General features: G+C 69.7%; 17 protein-coding genes. 9 read left to right on the top strand and 8 right to left on the bottom strand.

What is annotated here, in order from left to right; all coding sequences use genetic code 11:
• Window positions 1-82: 82 nt before the first annotated feature.
• Window positions 83-265, top strand: a complete 183-nt coding sequence (locus tag AB0M70_RS15800) for a DUF6104 family protein (protein WP_003961784.1) — start codon at window positions 83-85, stop codon at window positions 263-265.
• Window positions 266-284: 19 nt separating this feature from the next.
• Here the strand turns inward: AB0M70_RS15800 and AB0M70_RS15795 are convergent, their stop codons facing one another.
• Window positions 285-1,127, bottom strand: coding sequence for a hypothetical protein (locus AB0M70_RS15795; RefSeq protein WP_365820458.1), 843 nt, complete (start codon window positions 1,125-1,127; stop codon window positions 285-287).
• A gap of 169 nt (window positions 1,128-1,296) precedes the next feature.
• On the opposite strand from AB0M70_RS15795, the gene AB0M70_RS15790 reads away from it, so the two are divergent.
• Window positions 1,297-2,217 carry a DUF4097 family beta strand repeat-containing protein gene (locus tag AB0M70_RS15790; RefSeq protein ID WP_365820456.1) on the top strand — a complete coding sequence of 307 codons (921 nt, stop codon included), beginning with the start codon at window positions 1,297-1,299 and terminating at the stop codon, window positions 2,215-2,217.
• A 1-nt stretch (window position 2,218) separates the two neighbouring features.
• Window positions 2,219-3,349, top strand: coding sequence for a helix-turn-helix transcriptional regulator (locus AB0M70_RS15785; RefSeq protein WP_365820454.1), 1,131 nt, complete (start codon window positions 2,219-2,221; stop codon window positions 3,347-3,349).
• Between the two features lie 27 nt (window positions 3,350-3,376).
• Here AB0M70_RS15785 and AB0M70_RS15780 read toward each other — a convergent pair whose 3' ends face one another.
• The 4 genes from AB0M70_RS15780 to AB0M70_RS15765 form a co-directional block, all read right to left on the bottom strand.
• Window positions 3,377-3,970 carry a Clp protease N-terminal domain-containing protein gene (locus AB0M70_RS15780; RefSeq protein ID WP_365820452.1) on the bottom strand — a complete coding sequence of 198 codons (594 nt, stop codon included), beginning with the start codon at window positions 3,968-3,970 and terminating at the stop codon, window positions 3,377-3,379.
• Window positions 3,970-4,179 (bottom strand): helix-turn-helix domain-containing protein, encoded by a 210-nt coding sequence (locus AB0M70_RS15775; RefSeq protein ID WP_361833496.1) that lies wholly within the window; start codon window positions 4,177-4,179, stop codon window positions 3,970-3,972. The genes AB0M70_RS15780 and AB0M70_RS15775 overlap by 1 nt, the downstream gene beginning before the upstream one ends.
• Window positions 4,180-4,256: 77 nt before the next feature.
• Window positions 4,257-5,222 carry a zinc-binding dehydrogenase gene (locus AB0M70_RS15770; RefSeq protein WP_365820450.1) on the bottom strand — a complete coding sequence of 322 codons (966 nt, stop codon included), beginning with the start codon at window positions 5,220-5,222 and terminating at the stop codon, window positions 4,257-4,259.
• Window positions 5,223-5,352: 130 nt separating this feature from the next.
• Window positions 5,353-6,567, bottom strand: a complete 1,215-nt coding sequence (locus tag AB0M70_RS15765; protein WP_363209222.1) for an NADP-dependent malic enzyme — start codon at window positions 6,565-6,567, stop codon at window positions 5,353-5,355.
• A gap of 551 nt (window positions 6,568-7,118) precedes the next feature.
• Between AB0M70_RS15765 and AB0M70_RS15760 the strand changes: the two genes are divergently transcribed.
• The 3 genes from AB0M70_RS15760 to AB0M70_RS15750 are packed head-to-tail and all read left to right on the top strand — an operon-like array spanning window position 7,119 to window position 9,820.
• Window positions 7,119-8,081, top strand: coding sequence for an ABC transporter substrate-binding protein (locus tag AB0M70_RS15760; protein WP_365820448.1), 963 nt, complete (start codon window positions 7,119-7,121; stop codon window positions 8,079-8,081).
• Between the two features lie 36 nt (window positions 8,082-8,117).
• Window positions 8,118-9,056 carry an amino acid ABC transporter permease gene (locus AB0M70_RS15755; protein ID WP_365820446.1) on the top strand — a complete coding sequence of 313 codons (939 nt, stop codon included), beginning with the start codon at window positions 8,118-8,120 and terminating at the stop codon, window positions 9,054-9,056.
• Between the two features lie 11 nt (window positions 9,057-9,067).
• On the top strand, window positions 9,068-9,820 hold the full coding sequence (locus AB0M70_RS15750) for an amino acid ABC transporter ATP-binding protein (protein ID WP_365820690.1): 753 nt from the start codon (window positions 9,068-9,070) through the stop codon (window positions 9,818-9,820).
• 74 nt (window positions 9,821-9,894) lie between these two features.
• Here the strand turns inward: AB0M70_RS15750 and AB0M70_RS15745 are convergent, their stop codons facing one another.
• Window positions 9,895-10,656 (bottom strand): class I SAM-dependent methyltransferase, encoded by a 762-nt coding sequence (locus AB0M70_RS15745; protein WP_365820444.1) that lies wholly within the window; start codon window positions 10,654-10,656, stop codon window positions 9,895-9,897.
• 104 nt (window positions 10,657-10,760) lie between these two features.
• Here AB0M70_RS15745 and AB0M70_RS15740 point away from each other — a divergent pair, with 104 nt between their 5' ends.
• Window positions 10,761-11,390 (top strand): CGNR zinc finger domain-containing protein, encoded by a 630-nt coding sequence (locus AB0M70_RS15740; protein ID WP_365820442.1) that lies wholly within the window; start codon window positions 10,761-10,763, stop codon window positions 11,388-11,390.
• Here the strand turns inward: AB0M70_RS15740 and sodX are convergent.
• On the bottom strand, window positions 11,294-11,734 hold the full coding sequence (sodX, locus tag AB0M70_RS15735; RefSeq protein WP_363209217.1) for a nickel-type superoxide dismutase maturation protease: 441 nt from the start codon (window positions 11,732-11,734) through the stop codon (window positions 11,294-11,296). The two genes, AB0M70_RS15740 and sodX, sit on opposite strands and share 97 nt — an antisense overlap.
• Before the next feature lie 144 nt (window positions 11,735-11,878).
• Here sodX and sodN point away from each other — a divergent pair, with 144 nt between their 5' ends.
• The gene (gene sodN, locus AB0M70_RS15730; RefSeq protein WP_160507177.1) at window positions 11,879-12,274 is read left to right on the top strand and encodes a superoxide dismutase, Ni; all 396 of its coding nucleotides are present in this window, start codon (window positions 11,879-11,881) and stop codon (window positions 12,272-12,274) included.
• A gap of 75 nt (window positions 12,275-12,349) precedes the next feature.
• On the opposite strand, the gene AB0M70_RS15725 is transcribed toward sodN, so the two are convergent.
• The gene (locus tag AB0M70_RS15725) at window positions 12,350-12,643 is read right to left on the bottom strand and encodes a hypothetical protein (RefSeq protein ID WP_365820440.1); all 294 of its coding nucleotides are present in this window, start codon (window positions 12,641-12,643) and stop codon (window positions 12,350-12,352) included.
• Window positions 12,644-12,847: 204 nt separating this feature from the next.
• On the opposite strand from AB0M70_RS15725, the gene AB0M70_RS15720 reads away from it, so the two are divergent.
• Window positions 12,848-14,869, top strand: a complete 2,022-nt coding sequence (locus AB0M70_RS15720) for a translation factor GTPase family protein (RefSeq protein ID WP_365820438.1) — start codon at window positions 12,848-12,850, stop codon at window positions 14,867-14,869.
• Window positions 14,870-14,879: the final 10 nt, after the last annotated feature.

The raw sequence follows: 14,879 nt of genomic DNA, 5'->3' as shown, positions 1-14,879 counted from the left end.
CGGGCCCACCGGCGTATCGGCTTATCCTGAATGTCCCGAGCAGTCGCTCGTCCGTAGTCGTTCGTCAATCGCGGAGCCTGTCTTGTACTTCACCGACCGTGGCATCGAGGAGCTGGAGAAGCGGCGCGGCGAGGAGGAAGTCACCTTCGAGTGGCTCGCCGAGCAGCTCCGCACCTTCGTGGACCTCAACCCGGACTTCGAGGTCCCGGTGGAGCGCCTGGCGACCTGGCTGGCCCGCCTGGACGACGAGGACGAGGACGAGTAGAGCCCGTCATCCGCCGAACTCAACCCCGCGCCTCCCCGGCGTCGGCGGCCCGCACCCTGTCGTAGGCAAGCCCCAGGGAGCCGTGCACCAGCAGGAGTGCGCCGGCCACGGCCCATCCCCCGCTGCGCCGCCGCACCGCCCATGCCGCCAGCGGCAGCCCCACGGCCATCTGCGCCACCGCGAGGGCGCGCGCCCGGGGTCCCCGCAGCCAGGGCCCGAAGGGCCCCCGCTCGACCACGTCCAGCTCTGCCCGCACCGCGTCCCGCCACCCGGACCACTCGACCTCCCGTGCTCCCGGCGCCACGCGTGCCACCGTGCGCAGCCGGTCCGCGGGTTCCCCGGGGCCGAGGCCGGCCGGGAGGGCCACCTCCGCCCGCGCGAGGACGGCGAGCAGCCCGAGGAGCCGCGCGCGGGCGTCTGACTCCGTGTCGGGGCGCCCCAGGGCCTCCAGCGCCTGCATGTCCAGGACGGGGTCGAGGCCGAGCCGGGCGGCGAAGGTCCGCAGCGCCTCGTCCTCGCCCACGGGCGTCCCGTTCGCCAGCCACACGTACTCGACGGTGCGCCGGAAACCCGCGGCGAGGGTGCAGCCCGAGCGGTCGGAGTCCCACCACAGCGCCAGTACGGGCCAGGAGGCCCCGACGGCGAGCGCGGTGGCCCACCCCGTGAGCACCCGGTCCACCGGTTCGTCGCCGTGCACCCAGGGTTTGCCCTCGGGCACCAGGACGCTCCACTCGCGCCCCGCGGGGGCGAGCAGCATCGGTTCGCGCAACAAGCGGGCGGCGGGCTCGACCGCGTCGGGTTCGGCCCGGCAGAGCAGCAGCGCACCGGCGGCGGAGACCTGCTCGAAAGCTTCGGACGACATGGCCCCACGCTAGGTCAAATCACCGTATTCGGCGCAGAGAAGCGAAGGTGTCTTGACTTTCCGTGACCGCGATATATCGTGTATTGCAGAGACGCGATATGGCGCGTTGTTGTCCGGGCTTTCGGCCCTCCCGTCCACAGCAGCCCAGTACGCCGAGGAGGTCAGCCCGATGTCAGAGTGGTCCGTCGCCGAGCCCCAGAAGCTCACGTTCGACGCCCCCGTGAAGACCCTCCACGTGCGCGTGGTCAACGGAACGGTGAACGTCGTGGGCACCGACGAAGTTTCCGCCCGCCTCGAGGTCTCCGAGATCGAGGGGCCGCCGCTGACCGTCACGCAGGCCGACGGCGTGCTGACCGTGGCCTATGACGACCTGCCCTGGAAGGGCTTCCTCAAGTGGCTCGACCGCAAGGGCTGGCGCCGCAGCGCGGTGGTCTCCCTGGCCGTCCCCGCGGGCACCCGCGTCGAGGTGGGCGTGGTCGGGGCGGGCGCCGTGGTCTCGGGGATCGAGGGGAGCACGGAGGTCAAGGGGGTCACCGGCGACACGACCTTCGTCGGCCTCTCGGGCCGGGTCCGCGCCGATACGGTCTCGGGCAGCGTGGAGGCCCAGGGCATCACCGGCGACCTGCGCTTCAACTCCGTCTCCGGCGATCTGACGGTCTTCGAGGGAGCGGGGTCCTCCGTCCGGGCCGATTCGGTGAGCGGCTCGATGATCGTGGATCTCGACCCGGCGGGCGTTCCGGCCGACATCGGCCTGACGAGCGTGTCGGGCGAGATAGCGATCCGGTTGCCCCATCCGACGGACACGGACGTCGAGGCGAACACCGCGAGCGGCGCGGTGTCCAACGCGTTCGAGGATCTGCGGGTCAGCGGCCAGTGGGGGGCGAAGAAGATCACCGGCCGTCTGGGATCGGGCAGCGGAAAGCTCAGGGCGACGACGGTCTCGGGGTCCATCGCGCTGCTGCGCAGGCCGCCGGCGGAGGAAGATCTTTCCGACGCGGTCCCGCCGACCGCTTCCCCGACCGGCCCGCCGGACCCGACGGACGCTCCCCCGACCGACGACGCCGCCCCGACCGACAAGAAGGTGCTCTGAGATGGCCCCCGTGTTCGCCCATGGCCGACTGCGCCTGTATCTGCTGAAGCTCCTCGACGAGGCGCCGCGCCACGGCTATGAGGTGATCCGCCTCCTGGAGGAGCGCTTCCAGGGCCTTTACGCACCGTCGGCTGGCACGGTCTATCCGCGCCTGGCGAAGCTGGAGGCCGAGGGCCTGGTCACGCACACCACGGAAGGCGGCCGCAAGGTGTACGCCATCACGGACGCGGGCCGCGCCGAACTGGCCGACCGCAGCGGTGAGCTGGCCGACCTGGAGCTGGAGATCCGCGACTCCGTCGCCGAGCTCGCCGCGGAGATCCGGGACGGCGTGCGGGGCGCGGCCGGTGAGCTCCGCCGGGAGATGCGGGAGGCGGCCAAGGAGGCGCGCGCGTCCGGTGGCGGGGCCGAGGGCAAGAGCGGGGCCAGGAGCGGGGCGGGTTCCGGCTCCGAATCCGGCTCCGGTTCCGGCTCCGGCAGGCCCTTCCCCGACCCCTCGGACTTCTTCGACGGGTCCTGGGGCGACAAGGAGGGCTGGCGCCAGGCCAAGGAGGAGTTCAAGCGCGCGCGGACGGAGTGGAAGGAGCAGGCGCGGCGGGCGAAGGACGAGACCCGCAGGGCACGCGAGGACGCCCAGCGTGCCCGCCGCCAGGCCCAGGACGCGCAGGAGACGGCCCGCGCCCAGGTCCAGGAGGAGGTGCAGCGCATCGCGCGGCGCGTCCAGGACCAGGTGCAGGACCACTTCACGCGGGGTGACTGGCCGACCGGGGTCCGCGAGGGCCTGACGGAACTGGCCAAGGAGTTCGGCGACTTCGGCAAGGATCTCGGCAAGGACCTGGGCAAGGACTTCGGTGACTTCGGCCGCAAGGGGCCGTCCTCCACCGCCGAGGAGCCCAAGTTCACCTCGGCCCCGGAGGACGGGGTCCCCACGGAGTACGTCCCGGAGTGGGCCCAGGAGGACACCACCGGCAATCCGTCACGGGACCTGGACCGCCTCCTGGACCGCTTCCGTGACGACATCCGCGACGCCGCAAGGGACCACGGCGTGACGGAGGACCAACTGCGGGACGCGCGCCGTCACTTGTCGTCGGCGGCGGCCCACATCGCCGCGACCCTGCGCACACCGAAGGGCTGACCCCGGGGCGCCAAGGCCGCCGGCCGCCTACACGGGGCCGGGGTCGGAGCCGGGGCCAGGGCCTGCTCCGGAGCCGTACAGCACCCGCTCCACCGACTCGTGGGTCACGCCATGGTCCGCGAGTACCTCGCTGACGATTCCGGGGCGGACGGTCAGGGCGAACAGGATGTGTTCGTCGCCGATCTGGCGGTCCCTGCGGGCGGTGGCCATGCGCAGGGACTTCACCAGGGTGTCCTTGGCCTCGCGGGTGAACGGCCGGTGCCCGCTCCAGCTCCGGCCGGGGCGTCCGGCCCCGCGCCCGCCCGCCAGCGCTCCGGCGCCATGGACCTCCTCGACCCGGGAGACGATCTCGGACACGTCGATGCCGAGTCCCGCAAGGGCCTCCGTGTCGGCCTGCGAGAGGCCACCGCGGCGGCGCGCCTCGCCCAGGGCGCCCTCGATCGAGTCGCGGCGGCGCGTGGCCCCGAGCGAGGCCAGGGCGAAGGACGCCCGGCTCGCCTCGCGGTCGAGCAGCGCGAGGAGCATGTGCCCGTCGTCGACGCAGGCCGCGCCTTCGCCCTCGGCATGCTCGACCGCGCCCTTGACGACGGCGCGGGCGTCCTTCGTGAACCGCTCGAACATCACTGCCTCCCGTACTTCTTGTGCACGGCCTGCCTGCTCACTCCGAGCTCCGCGGCGATCCCCTGCCACGACCAGCCCTGCCGGCGCGCACTGCGCACCTGCACGGCCTCCAACTGCTCCACCAGCCTCCGCAGCGCGGAGACGGCCCGCAGTCCGACTCGTGGGTCACGGTCACCCGCACGCTCGGCGAGATCCGTAGCTTCGGTCATGCACGTCAACTTACGTTGACAGGGAGGCGATGTCAACCAATGTTGACACCCTGGCTGCCCAGGGGCCCACCCCGGGCTCAGGCGCCCTCGAGCACGATCTTCCCGAACAGGTCGCCGGACTGCAGGCGCTCGAAGCCCTCGCGTGCCCGGTCGAGCGGCAGCACCTCGTCGATGACGGGACGTACGCCCGTGGCCGCGCAGAAGGCCAGCAGGTCCTCCAGTTCGTCCTTGGTCCCCATCGTCGAACCGACGATCTTCAGCTCCAGGAAGAAGATGCGGGTCAGTTCCGCGTGCGAGGGACGGTCACCACTGGTCGCCCCCGAGATCACCAGAGTGCCGCCCGGCTTGAGGGACTTGACGGAGTGCGACCACGTTGCCGCCCCCACCGTCTCGATGACGGCGTCCACCCGCTGCGGCAGCCGCGCGCCGGCCTCGACGGCCTCCACCGCGCCGAGCTCCAGGGCCCGCTTCCGCTTCGCCTCGTCGCGGCTCGTGGCGAAGACCCGCAGCCCCGCGGCCTTGCCGAGCACGATCGCGGCCGTCGCGACACCGCCACCGGCGCCCTGGACGAGGACCGAATCCCCGGGACGCACCCCGGCGTTGGTGAAGAGCATGCGGTACGCGGTGAGCCACGCCGTCGGCAGGCAGGCCGCCTCGGCGAACGACAGGTCCTTCGGCTTCGGCAGCAGATTCCACGTGGGGACGGCGACCTGTTCGGCGAACGTCCCCTGGTACTTCTCGGTCAGGATGGAGCGGCCCTCCGCGGGACCGACCCCATGGCCGGTCTGGCCGATGACGGAGTGCAGGACGACCTCGTTGCCGTGCTCGTCGATGCCCGCGGCGTCGCAGCCGAGGATCATCGGCAGCCGGGCGTCGGGGAGACCGACCCCGCGCAGGGACCACAGGTCGTGGTGGTTGAGAGAGGCGGCCCGGACGTTCACGGTCGACCAGCCGGGCCTGGGGTCGGGGGCGGGACGCTCCCCCAACTCAAGTCCGTTGAGCGGCTGGTCACGGTCGATGCGGGCGGCGTAGGCAGCGAACATGTGGCAGACGATAGGCGTGGGCCCTACCCGTACGTAACCACGCAGGACTGTGACACGCGCCGCGCCCCCGCCCCGTACACACCACGTGCGTACGAGACGGGGGCGCGGGTCACACCGTGCGGCGCACCGATCAGCGGCGAGCCACGCCTTCGGCCCGAGCGGCAGCCGCAACGGCCGCGGTGACCGCCGGGGCGACCCTCTCGTCGAACGGCGAGGGGATCACGTAGTCGGCGGAGAGCTCGTCGCCCACCACGCCGGCCAGCGCCTCCGCGGCGGCGATCTTCATCGTCTCGGTGATGCGCGAGGCCCGCACCTGCAGCGCGCCCGCGAAGATGCCGGGGAAGGCCAGCACGTTGTTGATCTGGTTCGGGTAGTCCGAGCGCCCGGTCGCGACGACGGCCGCGTACTTGTGGGCGATGTCGGGGTGCACCTCGGGGTTCGGGTTGGCCATGGCGAACACGAACGAGTTCGGCGCCATGGAGGCGACCGCGGGCTCGGGGACGGTGCCGCCCGAGACGCCGATGAACACGTCCGCACCCGCGAGGGCGCTCTCCAGCGAACCGCTGAGCCCGGCCTTGTTGGTGATCTCCGCGAGCTCACGCTTGACCGGGGTGAGGTCGTCCCGGTCCCGGCTCACGACGCCCTTGCGGTCCGCGACCGCCACATCGCCGAGGCCCGCCTCGAGCAGGAACTTGGCGATGGCGACCCCGGCCGCACCGGCACCGGAGATCACGGCGCGCAGCTCACCGAGCGTGCGCCCGGTCAGCCGTGCCGCGTTCCGCAGCGCGGCGAGCGTGACGACCGCCGTGCCGTGCTGGTCGTCGTGGAAGACCGGAATGTCGAGCCGCTCCTGGAGCTTGCGCTCGATCTCGAAGCAGCGCGGGGCCGAGATGTCCTCGAGGTTGACGCCGCCGAAGGACGGCGCGAGGCGCACCACGGTCTCGACGATCTCGTCCGCGTCCGTCGTCGCGAGCGCGATCGGGACCGCGTCCACGCCGCCGAACTGCTTGAAAAGAATGGCCTTGCCCTCCATCACGGGGAGGGAGGCCTCGGGGCCGATGTCACCGAGGCCGAGCACGGCCGTGCCGTCGGTGACCACGGCCACGACGTTCGACTTCCATGTGTAGTCGTTCACCAGCTCCGGCTGCTCGGCGATCGCGGTGCACACTTTCGCGACGCCGGGCGTATACGCCAGGGACAGGTCGTCCTTGTCCCGCACGGGCACGGTGGCCTGCACGGCCATCTTGCCGCCACGGTGCAGCGCGAACGCCGGATCGAAGGGCTCTTCAGCGCCTTCGTGACCCGTATTGCTGTCGCTGCGAGGATTGACGATCTCCGCTGCCACTTGTCTTACCCCTTAAGTCTTAAATCATCAGTTGAGGGTGTCCACTCCTGGTTGAGAAGTGGGCGGGCACCGCGTCTGTTCCCCGCCTGTCGGCGGAGGGAGGTACAGACACGCGAGCGCGCCGCACACGCGCCCTGGGCCCCGGATGAGGGGTGTAACGCACCTTTCTACCTGACGGTGCTCGGCATGGGCGAGTGGGATTGGTTACCTGAGGTGCCCTTGACCGTTGTAGTGGTCCGACAACAACGGGAGACGGGCCTGCGGCGGGCCGATCCCCGGATTTTTCGTGGCGAGCCCGTCACCGGTCCACATCGCGAGATTCACCCGAGATTCACCGAAGATCTCAAATGGCGGTACTTCGTTCCGGGCCGGTACGGCCCTGTTGTCCCGGCCTGTCGGGGTTGCCAGGTGACCCGTTATCCGATTTTGACATCTCTGGCACCCAGAATCGGACGGTCCGAATGGCAAGATGCGGTCATCACACGAGGTCGCGACACCCGAAGGTGTGTGCACGACCGCTCGGCAACTCCCTCATCCGCCGGAGGACCCTCATGACCGCACGCTCCATTTGTCGTACCACCGCCGGTAAGTCCGCGAAGTCCCGGATGGCCACGGTCGGCGCGATCGCGGTCGCCGGTGCGCTGCTGCTGACCGGTTGCGGTGACCAGACCAAGAGCAAGGACGAGGGCGGCGAGAAGGTGAGCAACGCACCGCTCGCCGACAAGCTCCCCAAGGACATCCGTGACGCGGGTGTCATCAAGGTCGGTTCGGACATCGCGTACCCGCCCGTCGAGTTCAAGGACAAGTCGGGCAAGACCGTCGGCATCGACCCCGACCTCGGCGCCGCCCTGGGCAAGCAGCTCGGCGTGGAGTTCCAGTTCGACAACGGCACCTTCGACACGCTGCTCGGCGGTCTGCGCTCCAAGCGCTACGACCTCGCGATGTCGGCGATGACCGACACGAAGAACCGCCAGGAAGGCGTCGACGAGGAGACCGGCAAGAAGATCGGCGACGGCGTCGACTTCGTCGACTACTTCACGGCCGGCGTCTCGATCTACACCAAGAAGGGCGACGACCAGGGCATCAAGACCTGGAGCGACCTCTGCGGCAAGAAGATCGTCGTCCAGCGCGGCACCGTCTCGCACGACCTGGCCAAGGCCGAGTCGAAGAAGTGCAAGGGCGGCAAGAAGATCACCATCGAGTCGTTCGACAACGACCAGCAGGCCCAGACCCGCCTGCGCTCCGGCGGCGCGGACGCGGGCTCGTCCGACTTCCCGGTCGCCGCGTACGCGGTGAAGACCTCGGGCGGCGGCAAGGACTTCGAGCTGGTGGGCGAGCAGGTCGAGGCCGCTCCGTACGGCATCGCGATCTCCAAGAAGAACCCCGAGCTGCGGGACGCGATCAAGGCCGCGCTCGACGCGATCATCAAGAACGGCGAGTACGACAAGATCATCTCGAAGTGGGGCGTCGAGGACGGCGCGGTCAAGGAAGCCCAGATCAACGGCGGCAAGTGACCGCGTAAAACGTCTCGCCGCTGAAAGGCCACTCCCGTGACAACCGACATCTCCAAGAAGGGGCCGGAGGACACACCCCCGTCCTCCCACCCCGAGGCCATCAAGGCCATCCCGGTCCGGCACTACGGCCGGTACGTCGCCGCTGTCGTCGCCATCGCGGCGCTCGCCGCGATCGTCTACGCGTTCTCCCAGGGCGACATCAACTGGAACGCGATCCCCGAGAACTTCTTCGACGACCGCATCCTCAAGGGCGTCCGCGAGACCCTGATCCTGACCGCCCTGTCGATGATCATCGGCGTGGTCGGCGGCGTCATCCTCTCGGTCATGCGGATGTCGAGGAACCCGGTGACCTCGTCGATCGCCTGGTTCTACATCTGGTTCTTCCGCGGTACGCCGGTCCTGGTCCAGCTCTTCGTCTGGTTCAACCTCGGCTTCGTCTTCGACTACGTGAACCTCGGCCCCGTCTACAAGGACGAGTGGTCGGACTTCATGACGCCGTTCCTGACGGCGCTGCTCGGCCTGGGTCTCAACGAAGCGGCGTACATGGCGGAGATCTGCCGCGCCGGTCTGCTCTCGGTCGACGAGGGCCAGACCGAGGCCTCGCACGCGCTCGGCATGAGCCACGGCAAGACGCTGCGCCGGGTCGTGCTCCCACAGGCGATGCGCGTGGTCGTGCCGCCGACGGGCAACGAAGTCATCAACATGCTGAAGACGACGTCGCTGGTCGCGGCGGTCCAGTACTACGAACTCCTGCGGTACGCGCAGGACATCGGCACCTCGTCCGGCGCGACGGTGGAGACCCTGCTGCTCGCCGCGTGCTGGTACCTGATCATGACGTCGATCCTCAGCGTCGGGCAGTACTACCTGGAGCGTTACTACGCACGCGGTTCGTCGCGCTCCCTGCCGGACACCCCGTTCCAGAAGATCAAGGCCAACATGTTGTCGCTCGGCAACCGCGCGGGAGGTGTGCGCTGATGACCACCGCCATGGTGAAGTCCGAGGGCGTCCACAAGTCCTTCGGCCACGTCGAGGTCCTCAAGGGCATCGACCTGGAGGTCAAGTCGGGTGAGGTCTTCTGCCTCATCGGCCCGTCCGGCTCCGGCAAGTCGACGTTCCTGCGCTGCATCAACCACCTGGAGAAGATCAACGCCGGCCGGCTCTACGTCGACGGCGAACTGGTCGGCTACCGGCAGAAGGGGGACAAGCTGTACGAGCTCAAGGACAGCGAAGTCGCCCTCAAGCGCCGGGACATCGGGATGGTCTTCCAGCGCTTCAACCTCTTTCCGCACATGACGGCCCTCGAAAACGTCATGGAGGCGCCGATCCAGGTCAAGGGCGAGACGAAGGCGGCGGCGAGGGAGCGTGCCGGGCAGCTTCTGGAGCGCGTCGGCCTCGCCGACAAGGCGAAGAACTACCCCTCGCAGCTCTCGGGCGGCCAGCAGCAGCGCGTGGCCATCGCCCGCGCGCTCGCGATGGAGCCGAAGCTGATGCTCTTCGACGAGCCGACGTCGGCGCTCGACCCCGAGCTCGTCGGTGACGTGCTCGACGTCATGCGCGACCTCGCGGAGTCCGGCATGACGATGGTCGTCGTCACGCACGAGATGGGCTTCGCACGCGAGGTCGGCGACAGCCTCGTCTTCATGGACGAGGGCGTCGTGGTCGAGTCAGGCACCCCGCGCGACGTCCTGACCAATCCGCAGCACGAGCGGACGCAGTCCTTCCTGTCGAAGGTCCTGTAAAGCGGTCCTGTGACACCTGCATACGCCGAAGGGGCGGTACGGATCCACGATCCGTACCGCCCCTTCGTGTTCCGCTACTTGAGGCCGAGCACCATCGCGTCCGAGGGCGACGACCACACCGTGCGCGCCTCGCCGAAGCCCGCGTCGCGCAGCGTCCGCGCGTGCCACTCGGGCGAGGGGGTGTCGCCGTCCGCGTGCTCGCCGTAGATCTCGAAGCGCTTGGCGGTGGGGCCCGCGAGCACCGGGTCCTTGGCGGCGAGGTCCCACCAGTCGCGCCAGTCCAGGGCGCCTTCGGCCTTGGCCTGGTCCATGCGGGCGTGCCGCTGGGCCCGGTCGGCGGCGTTCAGGCGGGGCGTCGCCGGGTCGGGCATGTGGTCGGCGTTCAGGAAGACGCCGCCGTCCCTGACGAGCCCCGCGAGCTGCCCGTAGAGGGCGGTGAGGGGCTCGCTGTGCAGCCAGTGCAGGGCGGTGGCGGTGAGGACGGCGTCGTACGAGTCGTACGGGAGCTGGGCCGTCCACTCGGGGTCCTTGAGGTCCGCGGTGACGAACGTGACGCGGTCGTCCCCGGCGAAGGTGCCCTCGGCGATGGCCAGAAGCGCGGGGTCGAGGTCGACGCCCGTACTGACCGCCTTCGGGAACCTCTTGAGCAACCGGTCCGTAATACTCCCCGTACCGCACGCGAGGTCGAGGACGCGCGGTTCGGTGCCGACCACGGCCTCGACCATGTCCAGCATGACCCGGAACCGCTCCTCGCGGTCGGGCAGATACCACTCCTGCTGCCGGTCCCAGCTGTCCTGCCACGCGCGCCAGTCGGCCTTGGACACCGTTTCCGTCATGAGAAGCCCTCCCGTACGTAATACGCTCTCGTAATACCCTAGAAGCACGCGCAACTGTTACTCACGCACCTGACGAAGATAGCCCGCCCCGGTAAGGACTACAAGTGGAACTGGCCTATTACTCGGACTACGCCGTACGTCTGGTCAACAGCGAGGAGCCGGGTCGCAACAAGGACGCGCTCACGTCGGTCGAGGCGGTCCGTGAGCTGTTCGGAGGCAATGCGCAGGCGGCACGGCGTGCCACGGATTCCGATGTCACCCGCTTCCGTTCGGTGCGGGGCCGGCTCAGGTCGGTCTTCGAGGCGGCCGACGGCGGCGACGAGACCCTGGCGGTCGATCTGCTGAACTCACTGCTCATGGAGTTCCCGGTCAGCCCGCAGATCTCGGGGCACGACCACCGCGACGACGACGGTCACCCGCTGTGGCACATGCACCTGGCCGACCACCCGTCGAACGCGACGTCCGGCTACGCGGCGATCGCCGCGATGGGCCTGGCCTTCCACCTCACCGAGCACGGCGTGGACCGCCTGGGCCTGTGCGAGGCAGCGCCGTGCCGCAACGCCTATCTCGACACGTCGACCAACCGCTCCCGGCGCTACTGCTCGGACCGCTGCGCGACCCGCGCCAACGTCGCCGCCTACCGCGCCCGCAAGCGCCTGGAGACGGAGCGGTCGGCCAGCACGGGGCGCGCGGCGGAAACGGCCCAGCGCAGCAGGGTGAACGGCGAGCGCTGACCGGAGCCGAACTGCGGCGGGCGGTAGCGGAACCACACCTTCCCCAGGACGAGTTCCTCGGGCACCGTGCCGTAGTCCGTGCTGTCCCCGCCGGCGTACGTGTTGTCCCCGAGCACCCACCAGCCGCCCTCGCGCCGCTCGGCGGCCCGCTTGACGACCAACAGGTCCTGCTGGAACGGATGGCGGAGCACCACCACGTCACCCGCTCGGACCCGTGCGCCCCACTGCACCACCAGGCGATCCCCGTGGTACAGCGTGGGCACCATCGAAGGGCCGGTCACCTCGGCCGCGCCCAACGGCAAGATGGCCCTTCTGCGTTCGCTCTCCTGCGACAGCTCCGGCATCCCCGCACCTCCCCGGTCCTATCCTCCACGAGTCCCAGTCTGACCCTGGACTTTTGTCCTAAGCCCATGGGGGCACTCGCGAAAAGCCGTCTCTCACGGAGTAATGTCCCACCTGAGAAGACGATCACGAGGAAGGACCGCTGCATGCTTTCCCGCCTGTTTGCCCCCAAGGTAAAGGTCAGCGCCCACTGCGACCTCCCCTGCGGCGTGTACGACCCGGCCCAGGCCCGCATCGAGGCGGAGTCGGTCAAGGCCGTCCAGGAGAAGATGGCCGCCAACGACGACGCGCAGTTCCAGACGCGCGCCATCGGCATCAAGGAGCAGCGCGCGGAGCTCGCCAAGCACCACGTGTCGGTGCTCTGGAGCGACTACTTCAAGCCCCCGCACTTCGAGAAGTACCCGGAGCTGCACCAGCTGGTCAACGACACCCTGAAGGCCCTCTCGGCCGCCAAGGGCTCGTCGGACCCGGCCACGGGCCAGAAGGCGCTGGACTACATCGCCCAGATCGACAAGATCTTCTGGGAGACCAAGAAGGCCTGACCCACCGGTCGGCTCTTCACGAGCACAGACGAAAGCACCCGGCGTCCGCGCGGAGCCGGGTGCTTTCGCGTTGCCTCAGCCCTGCAGCGACGCGAGACCTTTGCGCAGGTCCTCCGCGTTCATCACGGGGTAGATCTCGACCTCGGCGCCGAGTTCCAGGAAGAACGGCTCCGCGATGGACGGCATCTGTGAGCTGTCCTGCATGTCGAAGACGAAGGTGGCGGCCCGCCCGCCCTCACTGGGGCCGAAGTACGCCGCCTCGGGCTTGAGCTGTTCCGTCACCGACTGCATGAGCTTCGGCAGCGTGCCGTTCTTGATCGCCTCGTTCGAGATCTGCGTGTCCAGACGTGCTCTCAGCATGACTCTCATGGCTCTCACATCCCTCCCCTCCAGAATCCCGCACCAGGCCCGCTCGCGCAGCGCCAGACGCACCGAGGCATAAATCGGTTGCCGCCGCGCCCCGCCCCCTGCTGCACTCTGCCTACGCCTAGACCCGTCGAGGAGACGCAATGCGCCGTTTGTTCATGTCCAGCCAGAAGGGAACTGCCATCAACCCAGAGGACATGACACTCAGTGCATACGTCGAGCACGTGCAACACCCTGAACCTGGGCATCCTGGCGCATGTTGACGCCGGCAAGACCAGCCTGACCGAGCGGCTGCTGCACGCCGCCGGTGTCATCGACGAGATCGGTCGCGTCGATGCGGGGAACACCCAGACCGACTCACTCGCCCTGGAGCGGCAGCGCGGCATCACCATCAAATCCGCCGTCGTCTCCTTCGCCGTCGACGACGTCACCGTCAACCTCATCGACACCCCCGGTCACCCGGACTTCATCGCCGAGGTGGAGCGGGTCCTGAGCGTGCTCGACGGTGCCGTCCTCGTCGTCTCCGCCGTCGAAGGCGTCCAGGCGCAGACGCGCGTGCTCATGCGGACACTGCGGCGGCTGCGCATCCCCACGCTCGTCTTCGTGAACAAGATCGACCGGCGCGGCGCGCGCCACGAGGAACTGCTCCGGGACCTCTCCGAGCGGCTCGTGCCGGACATCGTGCCCATGGGGACACCGCACGGCCTCGGCGGGCGCGACGGGGCCTTCGTGCCCTTCGCGGACGGCGACCCCTCCTTCACCGCCCGCCTCGTCGACGTACTCGCCGCGCACGACGACGCCCTGCTCGCCGCGTACGTCGAGGACGAGGCCGGGCTCTCCGGACGGCGGCTGCGCGCCGAACTCGGCACGCAGACCAAGAAGGCGCTCGTGCACCCGGTGTTCTTCGGTTCGGCCGCCACCGGCGCGGGCGTCGGCGAACTCATCGCGGGAATCCGGGAGTTGCTGCCCTCCGAGGACGGGACCCCGCTCGCCGACGCCCCCGCGTCCGGCACCGTCTTCAAGGTCGAGCGCGGGGACGCCGGGGAGAAGATCGCGTACGTACGGATGTTCGCGGGGACGATCCGCACGCGGGACCGGCTGCCGTTCGGCGGCGGGCGCGAGGGCAAGGTCACCGCGGTGAGCGTCTTCGACCGCGGGACGGCCACCCCGCGCGAGGGCGTGGCCGCGGGGTGGATCGGGAAGCTGTGGGGGCTCGGCGACATCCGGATAGGCGACGTCGTCGGCGTACCCCACGCGGGGAGGGGCGGTGACGGGCAGCACTTCTTCGCGCCGCCCACCCTGGAGACCGTCGTCGTGCCCGCACGGCCCGGCGACAGGGGCGCGCTGCACCTCGCGCTCGCCCAGCTCGCCGAGCAGGACCCGCTGATCGACCTGCGGCAGGACGACCTGCGCCAGGAGGTCCATGTGTCGCTCTACGGAGAGGTCCAGAAAGAGGTCATCCAGGCGACCCTCCTCGACGAGTACGGCGTCGACGTCACGTTCCGCGAGACCACCACCATCTGCGTGGAGCGCGTGACCGGCAGCGGTTCGGCCTTCGAGATCATCGACAAGGACGACAATCCCTTCCTCGCCACCGTCGGCCTGCGCGTCGGCCCGGGCCCGCCCGGTTCCGGCGTGGAGTTCCGCCTGGAGGTCGAGCTCGGTTCGATGCCGTACGCGTTCTTCCGCGCCGTCGAGGAGTCCGTGCGGGAGGCCCTGCACCAGGGGGTCCACGGGTGGGAGGTCGGCGACTGTGTCGTCACCATGACGCACTCCGGGTACTGGCCACGCCAGAGCCACGCGCACGCCACCTTCGACAAGAGCATGTCGAGCACGGCCGGGGACTTCCGGCAGCTGTCCCCGCTGGTCCTCCTCAGCGCGCTGCGGCGGGCGGGCACGGCGGTCCACGAGCCGCTGCACCGCTTCCGGCTCAGCGTCCCCGAGGACGTGTTCGGGCTGCTCCTGCCCGCGCTCTCACGGCTCCGCGCGGTTCCGCACACCCAGACGGCGCACGGAGCCTCGTACGTCGTCGAGGGGGACATCCCGGCGGCCCGCGTGCACGAGCTGGAGCGGCTCCTGCCCTCGCTGACACGTGGCGAGGGTGAGCTGGAGTCGGCCTTCGAGCGGTACCAGCCGGTCCGGGGCGAGGCCCCGGACCGGCCGCGGACCGACCGCAATCCGCTCTGCCGCAAGGAGTACCTGCGGGAGGTGGCCGGTGTCCGGCGCTGACGCGACAGGT

This window comes from Streptomyces sp. NPDC051214 (assembly GCF_040682375.1).
Classification (GTDB): Bacteria; Actinomycetota; Actinomycetes; order Streptomycetales; family Streptomycetaceae; genus Streptomyces.
Note: the sequence above shows the minus strand (reverse complement) of the source record. Positions and strands in the feature narration are given on the sequence as shown.

What these genes read in the sequence shown, in the direction of transcription:
- AB0M70_RS15780 (WP_365820452.1), bottom strand. Translation starts at nt 3,970, where the DNA reads ATGTTCGAGCGGTTCACGAAGGACGCCCGCGCCGTCGTCAAGGGCGCG.
- AB0M70_RS15785 (WP_365820454.1), top strand. Translation starts at nt 2,219, where the DNA reads ATGGCCCCCGTGTTCGCCCATGGCCGACTGCGCCTGTATCTGCTGAAG.
- AB0M70_RS15745 (WP_365820444.1), bottom strand. Translation starts at nt 10,656, where the DNA reads ATGACGGAAACGGTGTCCAAGGCCGACTGGCGCGCGTGGCAGGACAGC.
- AB0M70_RS15750 (WP_365820690.1), top strand. Translation starts at nt 9,068, where the DNA reads ATGGTGAAGTCCGAGGGCGTCCACAAGTCCTTCGGCCACGTCGAGGTC.
- sodX (WP_363209217.1), bottom strand. Translation starts at nt 11,734, where the DNA reads ATGCCGGAGCTGTCGCAGGAGAGCGAACGCAGAAGGGCCATCTTGCCG.
- AB0M70_RS15790 (WP_365820456.1), top strand. Translation starts at nt 1,297, where the DNA reads ATGTCAGAGTGGTCCGTCGCCGAGCCCCAGAAGCTCACGTTCGACGCC.
- AB0M70_RS15795 (WP_365820458.1), bottom strand. Translation starts at nt 1,127, where the DNA reads ATGTCGTCCGAAGCTTTCGAGCAGGTCTCCGCCGCCGGTGCGCTGCTG.
- AB0M70_RS15770 (WP_365820450.1), bottom strand. Translation starts at nt 5,222, where the DNA reads ATGTTCGCTGCCTACGCCGCCCGCATCGACCGTGACCAGCCGCTCAAC.
- AB0M70_RS15760 (WP_365820448.1), top strand. Translation starts at nt 7,119, where the DNA reads ATGACCGCACGCTCCATTTGTCGTACCACCGCCGGTAAGTCCGCGAAG.
- AB0M70_RS15725 (WP_365820440.1), bottom strand. Translation starts at nt 12,643, where the DNA reads ATGAGAGTCATGCTGAGAGCACGTCTGGACACGCAGATCTCGAACGAG.
- AB0M70_RS15775 (WP_361833496.1), bottom strand. Translation starts at nt 4,179, where the DNA reads ATGACCGAAGCTACGGATCTCGCCGAGCGTGCGGGTGACCGTGACCCA.
- sodN (WP_160507177.1), top strand. Translation starts at nt 11,879, where the DNA reads ATGCTTTCCCGCCTGTTTGCCCCCAAGGTAAAGGTCAGCGCCCACTGC.